This is a genomic window from Pseudomonas bubulae, from assembly GCF_900618535.1.
GTDB lineage: Bacteria > Pseudomonadota > Gammaproteobacteria > Pseudomonadales > Pseudomonadaceae > Aquipseudomonas > Aquipseudomonas bubulae.
Genome location: NZ_UYJA01000002.1, coordinates 782,696 through 802,530, shown reverse-complemented (window position 1 = coordinate 802,530; position 19,835 = coordinate 782,696). Strand labels below are relative to the sequence as shown.

Genomic DNA, 19,835 nt, shown 5'->3' with positions numbered 1-19,835 from the left:
TATATAAGATCATATCGACCAACTTCAAACCCTGCGACACCAGGCCGCGCTCAGACCATGGTCGACACTGACGCGCTCCGAACATCATGCGAGACTAGCTGTCTCAAGCGGGATTGCTTGCGGCCTTATACCTTCAGGAGCGTCCATGTCGTTGTCCAGCGGGCTGATTGCCGCCGTTGCCCTGGCCTATATGGCCATTATGTTTGCCATTGCCTTTTATGGTGACCGGCGCAGCAAACCACTGCCGCCGCGGGTTCGCGCGTGGGTGTATAGCTTGTCGCTGGCGGTGTACTGTACCAGTTGGACGTTCTTCGGCGCCGTTGGTCAGGCCGCCGAACAACTCTGGGCATTCCTGCCGATTTACCTGGGGCCGGTACTGCTGCTGGTATGCGCGCCCTGGGTGCTGCAAAAGATGGTGATGATCAGCAAACAGGAGAACATCACCTCGATTGCCGACTTTATTGCCGCCCGCTACGGCAAGTCCCAGTCATTGGCCATTGTGGTGGCATTGATCTGCCTGGTGGGCGTACTGCCCTATATCGCCCTGCAGCTCAAAGGCATTGTGCTGGGGGTCAACCTGCTGATCGGCGCCGGCGCCGATGCAACCGGCTCGAGGGTCGAGGACACGGCGCTGATCGTGACCCTGGTGCTGGCGCTGTTCACCATCCTCTTCGGCACCCGCAACCTCGATGCCACCGAGCACCACCGCGGCATGGTGCTGGCGATTGCCTTTGAGTCGCTGGTCAAGCTGTTCGCCTTTCTCGCCGTCGGCGCTTTCGTAACCTATGGGCTGTATGACGGCTTCGACGATCTGTTCAATCAAGCCATGCTCGCACCGCGGCTTGAGGAGTACTGGAAAGAAACCGTCAACTGGCCCTCGATGATCGTCCAGACTGGCGTGGCCATGATGGCGATTATCTGCCTGCCCCGTCAGTTCCACGTTACCGTGGTTGAAAACATCGAACCCCAGGACTTGCAACTGGCCAAATGGGTGTTCCCGGCCTATCTGATTCTCGCCGGGCTGTTTGTAGTGCCCATCGCCCTGGCCGGGCAAATGTTGCTGCCAAGCTCGGTATTACCGGATTCATTCGTGATCAGCCTGCCCCTGGCCCAGGCCCACCCGGCGCTGGCCTTGCTGGCTTTTATCGGCGGTGCATCGGCGGCCACCGGCATGGTCATCGTGGCCAGCGTGGCGCTGTCGACCATGGTTTCCAACGACATGCTGCTGCCATGGCTGTTGCGCCACAAAAACGCCGAGCGCCCGTTCGAGGTGTTCCGCCACTGGATGCTTTCGGTACGGCGCGTGTCGATTGTGGTGATTCTGCTGCTGGCCTATGTCAGCTACCGCCTGCTGGGCTCGACCGCCAGCCTGGCCACCATTGGCCAGATTGCCTTCGCTGCCGTCACCCAACTGGCGCCGGCCATGCTCGGCGCCCTGTACTGGAAGCAGGCCAACCGCCGGGGGGTTTTCGCCGGACTGGCGACGGGCACCTTTATCTGGTTTTACACCCTGGTACTGCCGATCATCGCCCACAGCTTTGGCTGGCACCTGAGCCACTTCCCTGGGCTGGCGTGGCTGCACAGTAACCCGCTGGGCCTTTCGATCAGCCCGCTGACACAGGGTGTGGTGCTGTCACTGGCAGGCAACTTCACCCTGTTTGCCTGGGTTTCGGTGCTGTCGCGAACCCGCGTGTCAGAACACTGGCAGGCCGGACGTTTTATCGGCCAGGAGCTGAGCAGCCACCCCAGCGGTCGTTCGATGCTGTCGGTACAGATCAATGACCTGCTGGCCCTCGCCGCACGCTTTGTCGGCGAAGAACGCGCGCACCAGAGCTTTATTCGCTTCGCCTACCGTCAGGGCAAGGGCTTTAACCCTAACCAGAACGCCAATGGCGAATGGATCGCCCACACCGAACGGCTACTGGCCGGTGTGCTCGGCGCGTCCTCTACCCGTGCGGTAGTAAAAGCGGCGATTGAAGGCCGGGAAATGCAGCTGGAAGACGTGGTGCGGATTGCCGACGAAGCGTCCGAAGTACTGCAGTTCAACCGCGCCTTGCTCCAGGGCGCCATTGAAAACATCACCCAGGGCATCAGCGTGGTCGACCAGTCACTTAAGCTGGTGGCCTGGAACCGACGTTATCTGGAATTGTTCGACTACCCGGAGGGGTTGATCAGCGTGGGGCGCCCGATTGCTGACATTATCCGCCACAACGCTGAACGCGGCCTGTGCGGCCCCGGCGAAGCCGAAGTGCATGTGGCCCGGCGCCTGCACTGGATGCGCCAGGGTCGGGCGCATACCTCCGAGCGCCTGTTCCCCAATGGCCGCGTCATCGAGCTGATCGGCAATCCGATGCCCGGCGGCGGTTTCGTCATGAGCTTCACCGACATCACCGCGTTCCGCGAAGCTGAACAGGCCCTGACCGAAGCCAATGAAGGCCTGGAGCAACGTGTTGCCGAGCGCACCTTTGAACTGTCGCAGTTGAATCAGGCGTTAACCGAAGCCAAAGGCGTGGCTGAAACAGCCAGCCAGTCGAAAACCCGTTTTCTGGCAGCAGTAAGCCATGACCTGATGCAGCCCATGAACGCGGCACGCCTGTTCTCGTCTGCTCTTTCTCATCAAGAGGAAGGCTTGAGCGCCGAAGCCCGCAAGCTGGTGCAGCATCTGGACAGCTCACTGCGTTCGGCTGAAGACCTGATCAGCGACCTGCTGGATATTTCCCGCCTGGAAAACGGCAAGATCACGCCCGACATCAAGCCTTTTGCCATAAATGACCTGTTCGAAACCCTGGGCAATGAGTTCACTGCACAGGCCCAGGAACAGGGCCTGAGCTTCCGGGTTCACGGTAGCCGCGTGCGGGTCAACAGTGATATCAAACTGCTGCGCCGGATCCTGCAAAATTTCCTCACCAATGCCTTCCGCTACGCCAAGGGCCCGGTATTGCTGGGCGTGCGCCGACGCGGCAGTGAGCTATGCCTTGAGGTGTGGGACCGTGGCCCGGGCATCCCGGAAGACAAACTGCAGGTCATTTTTGAAGAATTCAAACGCCTCGACAGCCACCAGACCCGCGCCGAAAAAGGCCTGGGCCTGGGCCTGGCCATCGCCGACGGCTTGTGCCACGTACTTGGGCACAGCCTGCAAGTGCGCTCATGGCCCGGCTTTGGCAGCGTATTCAGCGTGCGCGTGCCGATGGCAAAGAGCCAGGCCGCACCGCAGCCGGTGGTCGCCGAGCAGAATGGCCAACCGCTAACAGGCGCCCGAGTGCTGTGTATCGACAATGAAGACAGCATCCTGATCGGCATGCAAAGCCTGCTGACACGCTGGGGCTGCCAGGTCTGGACAGCGCGCAACCGCGAAGAATGCGCGGCGTTGCTTAATGAAGGCGTGCGGCCGCAGTTGGTACTGGTTGATTACCATCTGGATGATGGCGAGGTCGGGACAGAGCTGATGCGCTGGCTAAGAGCCCAGTTGGGCGAGCCTGTACCGGGCGTGGTCATCAGCGCCGATGGCCGCCCCGAGATGATCGCCGAGGTGCATGCGGCCGGTCTTGAGTATCTGCCCAAGCCGGTCAAGCCCGCCGTGCTGCGGGCGCTGCTGAGCAGGCATGTGCCGCTCTAGCTGAGCGCCCTTGTGGGAGCGGGCTTGCTCGCGATAGTGCCAACTCGGTTTACTTGCAGAGCCTGGTTGATGCCATCGCAGCAAGCCCGCCCCCACAAAGCCTTGCACACCGCTTATTCCGCCGGGTGGGCCACACCCTCTTCGTCGGTCATGGCCCGCTCCAGCAGGTCGGCTGGCAGGCTCTTGCTGGCCCGGGCCCCCAGCAGCTTGAGCTGTTCGCTGCGGCTGACCAGATTGCCGCGGCCTTCCGTCAGCTTATTGCGAGCTGAGCTGTAGGCCTTGTCCAGCTGCTGCAGGCGATTGCCCACTTCATCCAGATCCTGAATAAACAAAACAAACTTGTCGTACAGCCAACCGGCACGCTCGGCAATTTCGCGGGCGTTCTGGCCTTGGCGCTCTTGTTTCCAGAGGCTGTCGATTACCCGCAAGGTGGCCAGCAGCGTGGTTGGGCTGACGATCACGATATGACGATCAAATGCTTCCTGAAACAAGTTGGGCTCGGCCTGCAACGCCGCCGAAAAAGCCGCTTCGATGGGCACGAACAACAACACGAAATCCAGGCTGTGCAACCCCTCCAGACGCTTGTAGTCCTTGCTGGCCAACCCTTTCACATGATTGCGCAGCGATAGCACATGCTGCTTGAGCGCCGCCTGCCCGATCACGTCGTCGTCAGCCCCCACATATTGCTGATAAGCCGTCAGGCTGACCTTGGAGTCGACCACCACCTGCTTGTCACCGGGCAACATGATCAACACGTCTGGCTGGAAACGCTCTCCGTCCGGCCCCTTGAGGCTGACCTGAGTCTGGTACTCACGGCCCTTCTCAAGCCCCGCGTGCTCCAGCACCCGCTCCAGAATCAACTCACCCCAGTTACCCTGGGTCTTCTGGCCTTTGAGGGCGCGAGTCAGGTTGGTCGCCTCATCGCTCAGGCGCAAATTCAACTGTTGCAGGCGCTCCAGTTCTTTGCCGAGGGAAAAGCGCTCCCGCGATTCCTGCTGATAGCTTTCTTCGACGCGTTTTTCAAACGACTGAATGCGTTCTTTAAGCGGATCGAGCAACTGCCCGAGGCGCTCATTGCTGGTTTCGGCGAAACGCTGCTCGCGCTCATCAAAGATCTTGCCCGCCAGCTCGGCAAACTGGGCCCGCAGCTCGTCCCGGGAACCCTGCAGGTCGTTCAGTCGTTGCTGATGGCTGTCTTGCTGTTCACGCAACTCTGCAGCCAGCCCAGACGCATGAGCATCCAGGCGCCGCAGTTCGACTTCTTTCTGGTTGCGCTCCAGGTTCCAGGCATGGGCGGCGTCGCGCCCATTGTCGCGCTCCACCTGCAAGAGCTCTACTTCGCGGCTCAATGCTGCCAGCTCGGCCTGCTTGGCGGCATTGGCCTGACCCAGGTCACTGACCTCGTCGCGACAGGCATCTAGCTGGGCGCCCAGACCTTCCTGGGCCAACTGCGCCGTATTCAAACGCTCGTTGAGCAACGCCAGCTCAGCGGGATGGCTGCCGAGTTTGCGTTGCAACTGCCAGATTAACGCCAGCAACGGCACGCCCGCTGCTGCCAGGCCAAGCAACAGGCTGCTTAGATCCAGGGCCATAAACCCTCCGCACGAGGTAAAAGAACAAGGTTAACCAACAGGCCGCGCCGAAGACAGCTCAGTCTTGGGTCTTGTTCAATTCCTGCTGGGCCAGACGATCACCGGCGCGAGCGGCCTGACGCAACAGTTCGTGGCCAATGCGCTGATCGCGGGCGCTGCCGCATTCACGGCACATCAACTGGCCCAAACGGCTTTGCGCCAGCACCACGCCCTGGCGGGCAGGTTGCTTGAGCAAATGACCGGCCACGTGTTTGACGCTGGGGCTGGCGCTCAGGCGCGGGTTATCCAGCAGCCAGATCGCGACCCGCAAAGAAAAGCGTTTGGGTGCTTCAGTGGATGTATTGGGACGAGCAACAGAGGAAGTAGCGGTGCGGAACTTCATACGACACTGTAGGGCAGAACAGAAGGCGCGCCACTCTACTCCTTTTTTCGTCCGGGTAAAGCCCAAAAAAGTCGATACCCTTGATCTAGAGCAAGCGCTTTGGACAATCCACAGATCCTGTGGATAAGTCAGTGGACAACCTTGCTTTAACCCCCGCAAACGCCCACCCCGCGCGGCCTCAGGTCAAACTGTCGATTTTTTCACCAATTAAAAAAAACGATGTTTTTCATTGACTTAAATTTACAAGGCAGGCTAGCAAGAGCAAAACACGGGTATCTGCGCTGATTTTGCCACCAGCACTGTTAATGTGCACAAGCTCACATTCAGAGCAAAAAACCGGGCCTTTACCGAGCACGGCTTGCACGCTGACGCACCGCTGCGGCGCTTCATTCAAGGGGCTTGTTGCCGACAGAACACACACACCGCGCTACTGGCGAAACCGCTGAAATGTACTAGTCAGCGCCACACGCCAACCTGAGGTTGCGGCATGGCCACATAAAGTATTTTTGCTAGCATACTTGCGTTTAAAAATTCAACCCGTTAGTATCCGCAGCGTTAGTACCAAGCTGAAAGTCAATTCGGGCCGAACAAATCCCTCCAGCACCTCGCAAAAAGCGAACGTAAGCTGAACAAACGGGATCGACCCCCTCGATGGTTTCCAGGTAAATCTTGCGACGATACGGCCTCTGCACAAACGCACAGGGTATCGCGAAGTTCTTTTACTCTGACCGAACCAACCTGCAAATTGATCAGGATCTTCACCCGGAGCACGGAACCTTAGCTCCTGTTGTGACTGCCTGCCCTCCTAAGTACCTACCTGCCAGCCCAAGCGCCACATACTTAATGCGCTCCAACTGGCGGCTTTGTTCCAGTCAGGTTCTTCGTCCAGCCAAAGAATGGCTCGACGTCACTGGAACGTTTTAACGCAGCACGGATCAGATTCCGTGTCATTTGTAGGAACACCTAATAACTATGTCTACTCAAATCCATACTCAGGATGCCATTCGCACCCTAACCAACGCCTTTGCCCCAATGAACTGCCTGATTATGGCCGCTCGCAAAGGATGCTTCAGTTTCACCCTGGTCAACGAACACGGTATTGCCCGTCACAGCGAACGCCTGTACCCCGACCAGTATTCCAGCGCAGAACCTCTGCAAGCTGTGATCGAGCGTACCCGTCAGGCCCTGATTGCCTGATAGCTTGAGCGCTACACATCAAGCCCTGCCTGATTAGCAGGGCTTTTTATTGCCTGCACTTTAAGAAATATCCGGCATTGTTTAATTACTTGCGGATATATAGCCCGCTGACCGAAGCTTTAAATGTTTTAAAAACATAACTTTACAGCGAGAATCTGACACTACACTTCAACTCAAGCGGCATGATCCGCTTCCAGCGACCCCTTCCGATCCACTGCTGCCAAGCGCATGGGCCTCGCTGGTCATTTTCAGGCCTCGAGGACTTTATGGGTATCGCTGCCAGAGAGTTGAGCCATTACGTGATCCGGCCAACGCTTCTGTATCTGGGGCAAGACAACCCGGATGCAGAAGCTTTGTTGCTAGGTATTGCGGCCAGCCAGTCGCACCTGGGCTCGGCCCTGCACGATCGCCACGGTCACGGCCTTTATTGCATACGCGAGATACGCCATGCGGACCTGTGGGACCAATACCTGGCCCACGACCCGGATCTGGCGAGCCTGGTTCGCGGGCTGGCCAGTCAGCATGCGTTTTTGTGCAGCCCTCATATCGAGCTCACGGTTAATTTGCGCTACGCCACCGCCATTGCCTGGCTGTTGATAGAGCAACACAAAGTCGTTGTCCCCGCGGCTGACGATTTATTGGGCATGGCAAGGATCTGGCGCCAAGCCTTTGAACCACATGGACGTTTGCGCGATTTTGCCCACGCCTGGCACAGCTGCGTCTCACCTCTCAACCAGATTGCTTGAGATTCCCACCTACTATAACAACGTGTAAATGATTTAAAACCGGTCGGATTGTCCTACAAAACATCGCTATCTTCTTCGATTTAGCCTATAGCGCAACCACAAAAATGTTGGTAGTTTTCGTCCGGTGATCATAAGGAGTTCTAATAATGAAAAAAGTAATGCTCAAGACCACACTTGGCCTCGCCGTCACTTTGGCTTCCAGCCAGATTTTCGCTAGCGGCTTCGCACTCAACGAACAAAGCGTCAGCGGTATGGGGACCGGCTTCGCAGGTCGTTCATCTTCTGCCGACGATGCAAGTACCGTTTTCGGTAACCCTGCCGGTATGTCCCGCCTCAGCGGCCAGCAAGTAACAGGCGGTATCGCTGTTATTGATGCTTCGACCGATATCAAGGATGCCCGTGGCAGCATCTCGGGTACCAATAAAGGCGACATGGTTCCATTTACTGCCGTCCCTATGGGCTTTTACACCAACAAGCTCAATGACGAGTGGGCCGTAGGCTTCGGTGTTTATGCTCCGTTCGGCCTTGTGACCGACTACGAAAGCAGCTTCCAGGGCCGCGGCTTCGGCAGCAAAAGCGAAGTAAAAGTTGTAACCCTGCAACCTACCGTCAGCTATGCATTCAACGACAAGGTATCGATCGGCTTTGGCCCGACCATTAACCGCATCGCCGGTACACTCGAGTCCGAAGTCAGACTGACCCCGAACCCACTGGCCGGGGCAGGCGACAGCAATGTAAAAATCAAGGGCGACGATACCGCTCTGGGCTTTAACGTTGGTGTATTGGTACAGGCTACCGATACCACTCGCGTTGGTTTGACTTACCACTCCAAGGTTAAATACAAGCTCGAAGGCCACACTAACGTCACGGCCAGCAGCGACCCGTTCACGGCTGCCCGCCTGAAAAGCAACCGTTATGACGCCTCGCTGAAAATCGACACCCCTGAATCCTGGGACCTGTCGGTTACACAAGAAATCAATGACGCGTGGAAGGTTTATGCAGGTACTACCTGGACTCGCTGGAGCCGCCTGAAAGACATCACCGTAGAGAACGAAGGCGTAACTGCCGCTGCCGGCGGCGCCGCATCGCCCGCACTGTTCAGCACCATCAAGGAAGAGCAGAACTGGCACGATACCTGGGCATACGCCATCGGTACTTCGTACCAGTTGAACAAGCAGTGGGTACTGCGTACCGGTCTGACCTGGGACCAGTCGCCTACCAACAATGAAAATCGCTCGCCACGTATCCCTACCGGCGACCGTACAATTTTCAGCTTGGGTGCCGGTTATGCCGTCAATGACAACCTGAACATTGACGTGGCTTATTCCTACCTCAAGGAAGAGTCCGTCAAGGTTGATGACGCCAAACCTCAGATCGGTAGTTACTACAGCTCCAAATATGAAAACAGCGCTAACGGTTTTGCTGTAGGTGCAACCTACAAGTTCTGATTCTCCGCGAGGCTAATCCCCTCGCCAGCTGAATCAAAAAAAGCCCCGCTCTCGTTACCGAGGCGGGGCTTTTTAATGGCTGCGATTCAGGGCCTTGAAGCAATGGCCTTGTCGATGGCTTCGATCAATTCAGGACTGTCGGGCTTGGTTAAACTGGAGAAGCTGGCAATCACATTGCCCTGGCGATCCACCACATACTTGTAGAAGTTCCACTTCGGCGCATTGCTCTGCTCGGCCAGTACCTTGAACAGGTGCGCGGCATCAGGCCCCCGCACATGCTGCGGATCGATCATGGTGAACGTCACGCCATAGTTGACGTAGCACACCTTGGCCGTCTCTTCACCATCCTTGGCCTCTTGCTTGAAGTCGTCTGAAGGCACGCCGATCAGCTCCAGCCCCTGGCCCTTGTAGCGCTGGTTCAACGCCTCAAGACCCTTGAACTGCGGAGCAAATCCGCAAAAACTCGCGGTATTGACGATCAACAGCGGTTTACCGGCAAAGCGCTGGCACAGATCAATCGATTCCTTGGCCCGCAACTTGGGCAACGAGCCCTCCAGTAAAGGCGGGCAATCCGCCGCCCAGACCGAACCGGCGCAGGCCAACAGCAATACAGGCATCGCAATCCAGCGCTTAAGCATCATCGGTGTCCTTGAGAAAGAGGCAAGCTCAGAACTTACTCATCCGCCGCTACACTAGCAAGCACCCATACCCAACTGCATCAAGGCCAGCCCACCCTGATGCCAGCCCCACCAGACAAGAGCCAGCAACAAGGCACCGGCACTGACTGCACCCAACCAGATCCAGCTTGCACTCATCCTAAACTCCCTTGCGCCTGCAAACGGGCCACCGGGCGCTCGCGCACGGGCCAGTTCAAGGCAGCCGCCAACAGGCTCAACAAAATCGAGACTTGCCAGATCAGATCATAGCTTCCGGTCTGATCATAGACCACGCCACCCAGCCAGCCGCCCAGAAAAGCCCCCATCTGATGGAAGAGAAACACGATCCCGCCCAGCATCGACAGGTTACGCACGCCAAACAGGGTCGCCACCGTGCCATTGGTCAGCGGTACCGTCGACAACCACAAAAAGCCCATGGCCATGCCAAACAGGTAAGCGCTGAGTTGTGTGATCGGCGCCCACAAAAACAATACGATCACCACCGCCCGCGCCAGGTACAAGGCCGTCAGCAAGCGCGGCTTGGACATGCGCCCGCCGAGCCAGCCAGCCGTGTAAGTACCGAAGATATTAAACAGACCGATCAGCGCCAGCACCGTGGTGCCAACTGTCGCCGGCAAATGCTGATCCACCAGATAGGCTGGCAGGTGGACACCGATAAACACCACCTGAAAGCCGCAAACAAAAAAACCCAACGCCAGCAGCCAGAAGCCCGAATGCGAGCAGGCCTCACGCAGGGCCTCCCTGAGGGTTTGCTCACCGCCCAGGCTTGGCAGCGGACGATCCTTGAGCATGCCCACTAATGGCACAATCATCGCTACCAGTACGCCCAACACCAAAAGCGCCGTCGACCAGCCGAGCCAGCCAATAAGGCCCAGGGTGCCGGGCAACATGGCAAATTGACCGAAAGACCCTGCGGCACTGGCGATGCCCATGCCCATGCTGCGTTTTTCTGCAGGCAGGGCACGGCCAACCACCCCCAGAATTACCGAGAACGATGTGCCCGACAGGCCGATACCAATCAGCAACCCCGCACTCAACGACAGCGACAGCGGTGAGTCTGCCAACCCCATCAGCAACAGCCCTACGGCATACAGCACGCCGCCAACGATCACCACTTTCGCCGCGCCAAAGCGATCAGCCAACGCCCCGGTAAAGGGCTGTGCCAAGCCCCAGATCAGATTTTGCAGGGCGATGGCAAATGCAAACACCTCGCGCCCCCAGCCAAACTGCGCGCTCATGGGCGGCAGAAACAACCCGAAGCCATGCCTGACACCCAACGACAATGCCAGAATGAGCGCACTGCCAAGAAGAACCCAAGCGCTGTTGCGCCACACCGTTGTCATTATTATTCTCCGGAAGCGGGTATATACCCATTTAAAGTCAAACGACTGAGTTTCAGTCTTTACCCGCCAGCTCATCCAACAGTTGCAACAGCTGCGCACGCCTGGTTTCGCCCAAACGGTCCATCAAGCGCTGCTGGGCGGCCTCCCAGGCCGGCAAGGCAGCCGCAAGGCAGTCCTCACCTGCCCGAGTCAGGCACACCAGCCGGTTACGCTGGTCTGCGCCCTCAGTCATTTTCAGCAACCCGGCGCCCTCAAGCACCCGCACATTACGCCCCAAGGTACTGCGATCCAGCCCCATGGCTTCTGCCAGGGTGGAAATGCTCGGTTGATCGAGCCGCTTGAGATTGCACAGCAAGGAATACTGGGCGACGTTGATCCCGAAGCCATCGAGAGCGCCGTCGTAGTGCCTGCTCACGCCACGTGCAGCACGTCGCAGATTGGTACATAAACACTGGGTTGGTAACATTTTGTATGTATATACCCGCAATAAAAGACAATCAAGATTTATGTAACGCCACCCGCCCGGTTTTTTGTGGGAGCGGGCACGTGCACCGTCAGATCAGCGCCAATCCTACCAGCACCAGCACTTCGAGCAGTTCCAGCAGCGCCCCGGCAGTATCACCGGTAGTGCCGCCCAAACGACGGATCATCACCCTGCGCAACCAAACGAACCCCAGCGCTGCCAGGCCAAGCGCCCACCACCCCGAATAACCGGTCAACAGTACACAAACCAGGGCACTAAGCCCCAGCACCCACCAGCCTGCCTTGCGTGGCAGATGATCAGCCAGCGCCTGCCCCAAGCCACCCGCGCGCACATAGGGCGTAGTCAGGAATACTGCCAGCAAAGCACTGCGCCCGATCAAAGGGACAATCAGCAAGGCAGTACCGTTGCCCTGCTCCAGCAACGCCAGCAGCGCACAAAACTTGAGCAACAGCACCAGCACCAGCACAACCACCGCAATCGGCCCGCTGCGCGGGTCTTTCATGATGGTCAGCGTACGCTCACGATCACCAAAACCGCCTAACCAGGCATCTGCACTGTCAGCCAGGCCGTCCAGGTGCAAACCGCCACTGAGCAACACCCAAAGGGTCAGCAACAAGGCGGCGTGCAACATCAACGGCGCATCGGACAGCAGCCCGCTAACGCCGTACAGCAGCAGGCCGAACAACAATCCCACCAGCGGGTAAAACAACAAAGAGCGCCCCAGTTCTTGAGGCTGGGGCATCCCGGGCAAGCGAATCGGCAAGCTGCTTAAAAACTGCAGGGCAATCCAGAACGGCAACATCACTCGCCAACCTCGAGCAACTGATCATCCGCACCGACCCGCAAACCAATGAGCGCGCCGTGGCCCACAGGCACTTGCAACAGATGCTCACGGGGCAAGCCACGAGCCCGGGCCAGCAACAGTTTCATTACCCCACCATGGCAAACCACCAGCAAACGCTCACCGGCGAACTGTTGCTGCAAACGGCTGACGGCAGCCAACACCCGCGCCGAAAACGCCAGCACTGGCTCACCCTCGGGCGGAGTAAAAGCATAGGGGTCAGCCCAGAACAAGCCCAGGGCCTGCTCGTCGGTTTCCATCAGCGCCGCAGCACTGCGCCCTTCCCACGCACCAAAATGCAGCTCTTGCAGATCTTTGTCGAAAGACACGGGAATATCGAGCTGCACGCTCAACTCCCGGGCAAACAATGCACAACGCTGCAACGGCGAGCTGACGATACGATCCCACGGCCCTTTGCCCTGGACCGCATCACGCATTTGCGTCCAGCCCAGAGCCGTCAAGGCGTCGTCCAGGCTGCCGCGCAAACCGCCTCCCAGCTCGGTTTCGCCATGACGCAGCAAATCCAGCTGTACGGTCATGCCGGGCGATCTGCCACTGCGGCTTGGGCAAACGTCGCCATCTGCCCGTGCAGGTCGCAGGCCAGGCGCATCAACGGCACCGCCAGCGCAGCACCACTGCCCTCGCCCAGGCGCAATCCCAGATCAAGCAGTGGCTCGGCCTGCAGGCTCTCGAGCACATGACGATGGCCCTGCTCTGCCCCGCGATGGCTGAACACCAGCCACTCACGACACTGTGGATTCAGGCGCACGGCGACCATGGCCGCAACGGTGCAGATAAAGCCATCGACCACCGCTACAATCCCCTCCTGAGCGCAGGCCACATAAGCACCGACCAGGGCTGCAATTTCAAAGCCACCCAGACGAAACAGGGTCTGCAGCGGATCATCGAGATGCCCCTCGTGAAACGCCAGCGCCCGCTCAATCACCCATGCCTTGTGGCTCACTCCCGCCGCATCCAGGCCAGTACCCGGCCCGGTCAACAGCGAAGCCGGACAAGCGAGCAACGCACTGGCCACCGCACTCGCGGACGCCGTGTTACCGATGCCCATTTCACCGCCAATAAACACTTCACTGCCTGCCGCCTGCGCCCGCAGCACGCTGTCGCGCCCGGCCTGCAGGGCTCTCAAACCTTGGCTGTCAGACATCGCCGGGGCCTGGACGAAATTGGCCGTACCCGCACCCAACTGCAGGTGCCGCACCCCGGCCAGCTCCAGCATCGGCGTGACCGTACCCAGGTCCACGACATCCAGTTGCGCACCCAACTGACGGGCCAACACGCTGATCGCCGCGCCGCCGCTGACAAAGTTATGCAGCATTTGCCCGGTCACCGCCTGCGGATAAGCCGAGACACCCTCGGCAACCACGCCGTGATCGCCGGCGAAAATGCCGATCCAAAGTTGATCGACACGGGGCTTGAGCCGCCCTTGCAACCCGGCCAGTTGCACTGCCAGCGCCTCAAGTTGACCTAGCGAGCCCGCGGGTTTGGTCAGTTGTTGCTGATGCTCGCCCGCAGCAGCTTGCATGTCACGATCAACGGGTTTGCAGGGCTTCAGCCACCAGGGGGTGCTCATAGTGCAGTTCCTTTCAACGTCAGGGGCAGGCCAGCCACTGTCAACACGACTCGCTGACAGCGCTCGGCCAGGGCTTGATGCAACCAACCGGCTTCATCGACATAGCGGCGAGTCAATTCGCCCAGCGGTACGACACCCATTCCGGTTTCGTTGCTGACAAACAGGATTTCGCCCGGCAGCTCAGCCAGGCATTCCAGCAGCACATCACGCTCGGCGTTCAGGCGCTGAAGGTCTTCAAGCATCAGCAGATTGGTCAGCCATAGCGTCAGGCAATCAACCAGCAGGCAAGCATCGGCGCGCGCGTTGTCGCGCAGTACGCGGGCCAATTCGATCGGTTCTTCAATCAGCGCCCAATGTTCAGGGCGGCGTTCGCGATGATGACGCACGCGCTCATTCATCTCGCCGTCCAGCGGCTGGCTGGTGGCGATATAGGTAACAGCACAGCCAGACTCGGCCGCGAGCTTTTCAGCCAGACGGCTCTTGCCCGAACGGGCGCCACCCAAAATCAGTTGCAGCATGTCAAATAACCTCTGGAAATGCGGCAAGTCCACTGTGGCAGAGAGCCTGCTCGCGAAGTGGCATTGTTCGCGAGCAGGCTCGCTCCCACACGATTCAAATTCCGCACAGTTCGCGCAAGTACGCCGTATCCAGGTGGTTTTCCACCAGATCCGCCAGCCGCTCGATATCCCGCTCGCGCAGGGCGTGGTAGTCCACGGCCTGCACATCCTGCAAACCGGCCCAGCGCAACAACGCGCTGCAAGCGGCAGGGGATTCGAACAGGCCATGCAGGTAAGTACCGAGAATCTGCCCGTCCGCGCTTTGTGCACCCTCACGGCGTCCGTCATCCAGATGCACTGCCGGTTGCTCCAGAGCAGCCCCCGTCGTCACGCCCGCGTGGATTTCGTAACCCATGACCTCGGCGTTTTCCAGGGCCAGATGCCCGCGCACATTGCGTAACTGTTTTTCGGCAGCCAGTTCGGTACTGAATGCCAGCAAGCCCAGCCCGGCACTGCTGCCCGCAGTGCCTTCAAGGCCCAGCGGGTCGTGCACCTGCTCACCAAGCATCTGCAAACCGCCGCAAATGCCCAGCAGCTTGCCGCCATAGCGCAAGTGACGGCTGATGACCGTGTCCCAGCCATTGGCGCGTAAATAGGCCAGATCACTGCGCACGCTTTTGGAACCGGGCAGGATGATCAGGTCGGCAGGCGGGATAGGCTGCCCCGGCCCGACAAACTGCAAGTCCACTTGCGGGTGCAGGCGCAGCGGGTCGAAGTCGGTGTGGTTGCTGATGCGCGGCAGCACCGGCACCACCACCTTGAGCACCTGGTCGGCCTTGTCGGTCTGGCGCTGGTCGATGCCGTCTTCGGCCTCGAGGTGCAAGTCCATAACATAGGGCAGCACACCGATCACCGGTTTGCCGGTGCGCTGCTCCAGCCAGTCGAGGCCGGGCTGGAGCAGCGCAATATCGCCGCGAAAGCGGTTGATGATAAAGCCCTTGACCCGCGCCTGCTCGGTGTCCGAGAGCAATTCCAGAGTACCGACCAGATGAGCAAACACGCCACCACGATTGATATCGGCGATCAGCACCACCGGGCAGTCCACCGCTTCGGCAAAGCCCATGTTGGCGATATCACCGGCCCGTAGATTGATCTCGGCCGGCGAACCGGCGCCTTCTACCATCACCACCGGGTACGCCGCACTCAAACGCTGGTGCGAGGCCAGAACGGCCTGCATGGCGATGGCCTTGTAATCGTGATACGCCACGGCATTCATGCTGGTGACAGCACGACCATGAATGATTACCTGGGCTCCGGTGTCGCTATTGGGCTTGAGCAGCACCGGGTTCATGTCCGTGTGCGGTGCCAGCCCGGCTGCCTGCGCCTGTACTGCCTGGGCGCGACCGATTTCACCGCCTTCGGCCGTCACGGCACTGTTGAGCGCCATATTTTGTGGTTTGAACGGCACCACCGCCACGCCCTGACGGGTCAGCCAGCGGCACAGGGCCGTCACCAGGGTGCTTTTACCGGCATCGGACGTGGTGCCCTGCACCATCAACGTGCTCATAAGGATTCCTTGGTGTACGCCGCCAGAGCCTGCTCCAAGCGCAGCCAGTCAGCTTCTTCGGCTGGCAGGCCAAAACGCACGCTGCTGTTGTGGGTAAACAGGCGCAGCAAAATGCCGCGGTGCGCCATAAACTCGTAAAGGCTATCGGCATGGGAGGTGATCAACCACTGGAACAGCGCACAGCCCCCTTGCGGCGGCAGATCATGCAAGCCCAACAGACGTTCCAGACGCCCGCTGGCCAGTTCGCTGCGTTCGCGCTGACGAGCTTGGGCCTCGGAGTCGAGCAGGCAGGCCTGGCCGACAATCCGCGTCGGGCCGCTGACCGCCCAGGGACCGACTTGCTCGGCCAGCAACTTGAGTAACTTGAGTTCAGCCAGCACAAAACCCAGCCGAACGCCCGCCAGGCCAAAAAACTTGCCGAAAGAGCGCAATACGATCAACCCGGTACGCTGGGTATGCGCGGCCAGGCTCAGTTGCGGCGTGTTGTCCATAAAGGCTTCGTCCACCACCAGCCAGCCGCCGCGCTGCATCAGCCGCGCATGCCACTCCAGCAGGCGCTCCGGGGTCAGACTCAAGCCCGTGGGATTGTTGGGGTTGACCACCACCAGCACATCCAGTGTGTCGATGTAGAAGTCGATTTCCTGCTCCATGATTTCCCGCACGATATGCCCGCTGCGCCGCCACGCATGGGCATGCTCGGCGTAACACGGCGACAGCACGCCAACCTTGCCGCTACGGCGCAAACGCGGCAGCAACTGAATGGCACACTGTGAACCCGGTACCGCCAGCACATGCGGCGCGCCGTAATAGGCGCAGGCCGCTTGCTCAAGGCCGTCATCGGCCTCAGGCAAGCGCGCCCAGGCGCGTTCGGGCACCTGGGGGATAGCAAAGGGCCAGGGCGCCAGGCCGGTGGACAGGTCCAGCCAGTCCGCCTCGGCAATGCCGTAGTGCAACGCCGCCTTGCGCAAACGCCCACCGTGCTCAAGCATAGAATTCACTCCAGACACACAGGATCAGCAGCCACAGCCATACGCCACGCTGCACCAGTTGCCAGCCACGGCCGATCGACTCGGCGTCTGCCGGTGCACCTTCGCCCAATTGCGGGCGCTCATGCAGTTCGCCGTGATAAATCGCCGGGCCACCCAACTCAACACCCAGCGCTCCGGCACCAGCAGCCATGACCGGGCCGGCATTGGGGCTGTCCCACAGCGGTGCCTGCTTGCGCCAGCTCTTCAGGGCCAGTCGGGTTTTACCCAAAGCGGCATAGGTCAACGCAACCAACCTTGCAGGAATATAGTTAAGAACATCGTCGATCCGCGCCGCAGCCCAGCCAAAACGCTCAAACCGTTCGTTGCGATAGCCCCACATGGCATCCAGGGTATTACTCAAACGATAGAGCACCACCCCTGGCGCACCCGCGACCACAAACCAGAAAATCGCGGCAAATACCGCATCGCTGCCGTTTTCCAGCACCGACTCGGTGGCGGCGCGGGCCACTTCGGTAGAATCCAGCTCACTGGTCTGACGGCTGACCAGATAACCCACCCGCGTACGCGCCTCATCCAGGTTATTGGCGCGCAATGCCTCGGCTACTGGTTGTACGTGCTCACCGAGGCTGCGCATGCCCAGTGCGCAATACAGCGCCGCAATGTCCACCAGCCAGCCAATATAAGGCAGCCAGGACAGGGCCGTGGCCAGGATCGTCAGCGGCAGCACTGCCAGTACCCAGGCCGTGACACCATGACTGCGCCAGCCACGGCCGCCGGAATTGAAACGCTGCTCAATACGCTCGGCCATACGGCCAAAGGCAACCAGCGGATGCCAGCGTTTGGGCTCGCCGAGCAACGCATCCAGCGCCACCCCGGCAACGCACAGCAACGCCACACTCATGGACTCACTCCCCAATAATTCTCGTACACCAGTTCACTGAGCGGACGCGCTTGCGCCCACCCTTCCAGGACCAGCATCGGCGCTGGATAAAACGCCTCGACCGGGCCCAGGCACAGTACAGCGAGCGGCTTGGCCCCGGCAGGCAACCCCAGCAGATCAGCCAGTGCCTGCGGTTCGAACAATGACACCCAGCCCATGCCCAGCCCTTCGACCCGGGCCGCCAGCCACAGGTTTTGAATGGCACAGGACAAGGACGCCATGTCCATTTCCGGCAGCGTACGGCGACCAAAAATGTGCTTTTCGCGGTCATCCATCAACGCAGCCACCAGCACCTCGGCGCAATCGTTGATACCTTCGACCTTGAGCGTCATGAATTCATCGGAGCGCTGGCCCAGGGCATCCGCGGTGCGTACCCGCTCTTCTTCCACCAGACCCTGGATCTTGCCGCGCAGCTCGCGGTCAGTGATGCGGATAAACCGCCACGGCTGCATCAAGCCCACGCTCGGGGCTTGATGCGCCGCTTCCAGCAAACGCGACAACAACTCGGGTGCCACAGTGCCACCACTGAAGTGGCGCATATCACGACGCTCGGCGATGGCGCGGTACACGGCGGCGCGTTCTTGCGGGCTGAATGCGTTATCGCTCATGGCACCTTCACGGCACATGGCGCAAACAACGCGGCAATGGCCTGAGGATTGGACGGGAAGTAAAAGTGTACATAAGAAGCGGTCATTCGCCCTTCGCGATACACCGCTTCGGCGCCGCGCCCGCCATTGGGGCTCAGGCCGCGAGCAACAGGCTCAAGTTCGGTACTGGTCAGCGAGTGGTGGTAGGTGTGGCCGCGCAACAGCCCTTCAGGCATGTCCACAGCTTGCAGCGCCAGGGCAGCCAGGCGCTTTTGCATCGTCGCCTCCCCTGCCAGCAAGCCAACCAGTTCGGCGCGCTGGCCCTCGACATCGGTCAGGGCATCGAGCAGGTAAAGCATGCCACCGCACTCGGCCAGCAGCGGTTTACCGGCCCTGTGGTGTGCGCGAATCGCCGTGAGCATCGGCACGTTGCGCGACAGCTCAAGGTGATGCAGTTCAGGGTAACCACCGGGCAAATACAGGCTGTCCGCTTCGGGTAACTGGCTGTCACGGATCGGCGAGAAAAACACCAGCTCGGCGCCCATCTCACGTAATAACGCGAGGCTGGCGCCATAAGTGAAGGCAAAAGCTTCGTCGCGGGCCACGGCAATTCGCACACCTGCCAGCCGCGGCTCGACGGCCACCGGCTCAGGCGCAGCGAATTCAACCGGCGGTGGCAGCGCTACCTCACAGGTGCTGGCCAGGGCATTGGCCGCCGCATCCAGGCGCGCATCCAGATCATTCAGCTCGCTGGCCTGCACCAGTCCCAGATGACGGCTTGGCAGTTCGATGCCGGTTTCGCGGGACAGCGCGCCGTACCAGCGCAAGCCTTCGGTCAGGCTGCCTTCGAGCAACTGTGCATGGCGTACGGTGCCAACTCGATTGGCCAGCACCCCGGCAAACGGCAGATCCGGCTGATATCGCGCCAAACCAAGGGCCAGCGCACCAAAGGTTTGGGCCATGGCAGTGCCATCAATCACCCCCAACACCGGCACGCCAAAATGCCGTGCCAGATCGGCGCTGGAAGGCGTGCCGTCAAACAGCCCCATCACACCTTCAATCAAAATCAGGTCCGCCTCACCGGCGGCTTCCCACAGCAGGCGACGGCTTTCCTCGGCGCCCACCATCCACAAATCCACCTGATACACCGGCGCACCGCTGGCGCGCTCCAGGATCATGGGGTCGAGAAAATCCGGGCCGCACTTGAATACCCGCACCTTGCGCCCCTGATTGCGATGCAACCGGGCCAAAGCCGCTGTAACCGTGGTCTTGCCCTGACCGGAAGCCGGCGCGGCGATCAGCACCGCCGGGCAATGACGTGACGCTCTCATACTTCAA

Annotated in this window: 19 protein-coding genes; 4 read left to right on the top strand and 15 right to left on the bottom strand. The window is 59.9% G+C overall.

Annotated features, from left to right (window positions below; translation table 11 throughout):
- Positions 1–145: 145 nt before the first annotated feature.
- Positions 146–3,616 (top strand): hybrid sensor histidine kinase/response regulator, encoded by a 3,471-nt coding sequence (locus PPTH39_RS10390; RefSeq protein WP_130871941.1) that lies wholly within the window; start codon positions 146–148, stop codon positions 3,614–3,616.
- 113 nt (positions 3,617–3,729) lie between these two features.
- Here PPTH39_RS10390 and PPTH39_RS10385 read toward each other — a convergent pair whose 3' ends face one another.
- Together PPTH39_RS10385 and PPTH39_RS10380 are read right to left on the bottom strand one after the other, a co-directional pair.
- Positions 3,730–5,094 (bottom strand): DNA recombination protein RmuC, encoded by a 1,365-nt coding sequence (locus tag PPTH39_RS10385; RefSeq protein WP_165446514.1) that lies wholly within the window; start codon positions 5,092–5,094, stop codon positions 3,730–3,732.
- Between the two features lie 172 nt (positions 5,095–5,266).
- Entirely contained in the window at positions 5,267–5,590 is a 324-nt protein-coding gene (locus PPTH39_RS10380; RefSeq protein WP_095003098.1) for an SEL1-like repeat protein, read from the bottom strand.
- A gap of 972 nt (positions 5,591–6,562) precedes the next feature.
- On the opposite strand from PPTH39_RS10380, the gene PPTH39_RS10375 reads away from it, so the two are divergent.
- From PPTH39_RS10375 to PPTH39_RS10365, 3 genes are all read left to right on the top strand, one after another.
- Positions 6,563–6,787 carry a hypothetical protein gene (locus tag PPTH39_RS10375; protein ID WP_019407963.1) on the top strand — a complete coding sequence of 75 codons (225 nt, stop codon included), beginning with the start codon at positions 6,563–6,565 and terminating at the stop codon, positions 6,785–6,787.
- A 266-nt stretch (positions 6,788–7,053) separates the two neighbouring features.
- A complete protein-coding gene (locus tag PPTH39_RS10370) occupies positions 7,054–7,533 on the top strand; it encodes a hypothetical protein (RefSeq protein WP_095003097.1) in 480 nt (159 codons plus the stop codon).
- Positions 7,534–7,679: 146 nt separating this feature from the next.
- Positions 7,680–8,981, top strand: a complete 1,302-nt coding sequence (locus PPTH39_RS10365; RefSeq protein WP_095003096.1) for an OmpP1/FadL family transporter — start codon at positions 7,680–7,682, stop codon at positions 8,979–8,981.
- Positions 8,982–9,067: 86 nt separating this feature from the next.
- Here PPTH39_RS10365 and PPTH39_RS10360 read toward each other — a convergent pair whose 3' ends face one another.
- The 13 genes from PPTH39_RS10360 to PPTH39_RS10305 all read right to left on the bottom strand — a co-directional run bounded on the left by PPTH39_RS10360 (position 9,068) and on the right by PPTH39_RS10305 (position 19,828).
- Positions 9,068–9,619: a glutathione peroxidase gene (locus PPTH39_RS10360; protein ID WP_165446506.1), complete on the bottom strand. Its 552-nt coding sequence runs from the start codon at positions 9,617–9,619 to the stop codon at positions 9,068–9,070.
- A 54-nt stretch (positions 9,620–9,673) separates the two neighbouring features.
- Positions 9,674–9,796, bottom strand: a complete 123-nt coding sequence (locus PPTH39_RS23785; RefSeq protein WP_254925250.1) for a hypothetical protein — start codon at positions 9,794–9,796, stop codon at positions 9,674–9,676.
- Positions 9,793–11,001 (bottom strand): MFS transporter, encoded by a 1,209-nt coding sequence (locus PPTH39_RS10355; protein ID WP_130871940.1) that lies wholly within the window; start codon positions 10,999–11,001, stop codon positions 9,793–9,795. Before PPTH39_RS10355 ends, PPTH39_RS23785 begins: the two co-directional genes overlap by 4 nt.
- A gap of 52 nt (positions 11,002–11,053) precedes the next feature.
- Entirely contained in the window at positions 11,054–11,467 is a 414-nt protein-coding gene (locus PPTH39_RS10350) for a MarR family winged helix-turn-helix transcriptional regulator (protein ID WP_095003093.1), read from the bottom strand.
- Between the two features lie 88 nt (positions 11,468–11,555).
- Entirely contained in the window at positions 11,556–12,287 is a 732-nt protein-coding gene (locus PPTH39_RS10345) for an adenosylcobinamide-GDP ribazoletransferase (RefSeq protein ID WP_130871939.1), read from the bottom strand.
- On the bottom strand, positions 12,287–12,865 hold the full coding sequence (cobC, locus tag PPTH39_RS10340) for an alpha-ribazole phosphatase family protein (protein WP_095019430.1): 579 nt from the start codon (positions 12,863–12,865) through the stop codon (positions 12,287–12,289). Before cobC ends, PPTH39_RS10345 begins: the two co-directional genes overlap by 1 nt.
- Positions 12,862–13,917 (bottom strand): nicotinate-nucleotide--dimethylbenzimidazole phosphoribosyltransferase, encoded by a 1,056-nt coding sequence (cobT, locus tag PPTH39_RS10335; protein WP_130871938.1) that lies wholly within the window; start codon positions 13,915–13,917, stop codon positions 12,862–12,864. The genes cobC and cobT overlap by 4 nt, the downstream gene beginning before the upstream one ends.
- Complete coding sequence (cobU, locus tag PPTH39_RS10330) at positions 13,914–14,435, bottom strand: bifunctional adenosylcobinamide kinase/adenosylcobinamide-phosphate guanylyltransferase (RefSeq protein ID WP_130871937.1); 522 nt, start codon at positions 14,433–14,435, stop codon at positions 13,914–13,916. Before cobU ends, cobT begins: the two co-directional genes overlap by 4 nt.
- A 94-nt stretch (positions 14,436–14,529) precedes the next feature.
- Positions 14,530–15,981 carry a cobyric acid synthase gene (locus tag PPTH39_RS10325; protein WP_095019428.1) on the bottom strand — a complete coding sequence of 484 codons (1,452 nt, stop codon included), beginning with the start codon at positions 15,979–15,981 and terminating at the stop codon, positions 14,530–14,532.
- Positions 15,978–16,970 (bottom strand): threonine-phosphate decarboxylase CobD, encoded by a 993-nt coding sequence (gene cobD / locus PPTH39_RS10320; protein WP_095003087.1) that lies wholly within the window; start codon positions 16,968–16,970, stop codon positions 15,978–15,980. The genes PPTH39_RS10325 and cobD overlap by 4 nt, the downstream gene beginning before the upstream one ends.
- Positions 16,963–17,871, bottom strand: a complete 909-nt coding sequence (gene cbiB, locus PPTH39_RS10315) for an adenosylcobinamide-phosphate synthase CbiB (protein ID WP_095019427.1) — start codon at positions 17,869–17,871, stop codon at positions 16,963–16,965. The genes cobD and cbiB overlap by 8 nt, the downstream gene beginning before the upstream one ends.
- Positions 17,868–18,518 carry a 5,6-dimethylbenzimidazole synthase gene (gene bluB, locus PPTH39_RS10310; protein ID WP_095003085.1) on the bottom strand — a complete coding sequence of 217 codons (651 nt, stop codon included), beginning with the start codon at positions 18,516–18,518 and terminating at the stop codon, positions 17,868–17,870. The genes cbiB and bluB overlap by 4 nt, the downstream gene beginning before the upstream one ends.
- Positions 18,515–19,828 carry a cobyrinate a,c-diamide synthase gene (locus tag PPTH39_RS10305; protein ID WP_130871936.1) on the bottom strand — a complete coding sequence of 438 codons (1,314 nt, stop codon included), beginning with the start codon at positions 19,826–19,828 and terminating at the stop codon, positions 18,515–18,517. Before PPTH39_RS10305 ends, bluB begins: the two co-directional genes overlap by 4 nt.
- Between the last annotated feature and the right edge of the window lie 7 nt (positions 19,829–19,835).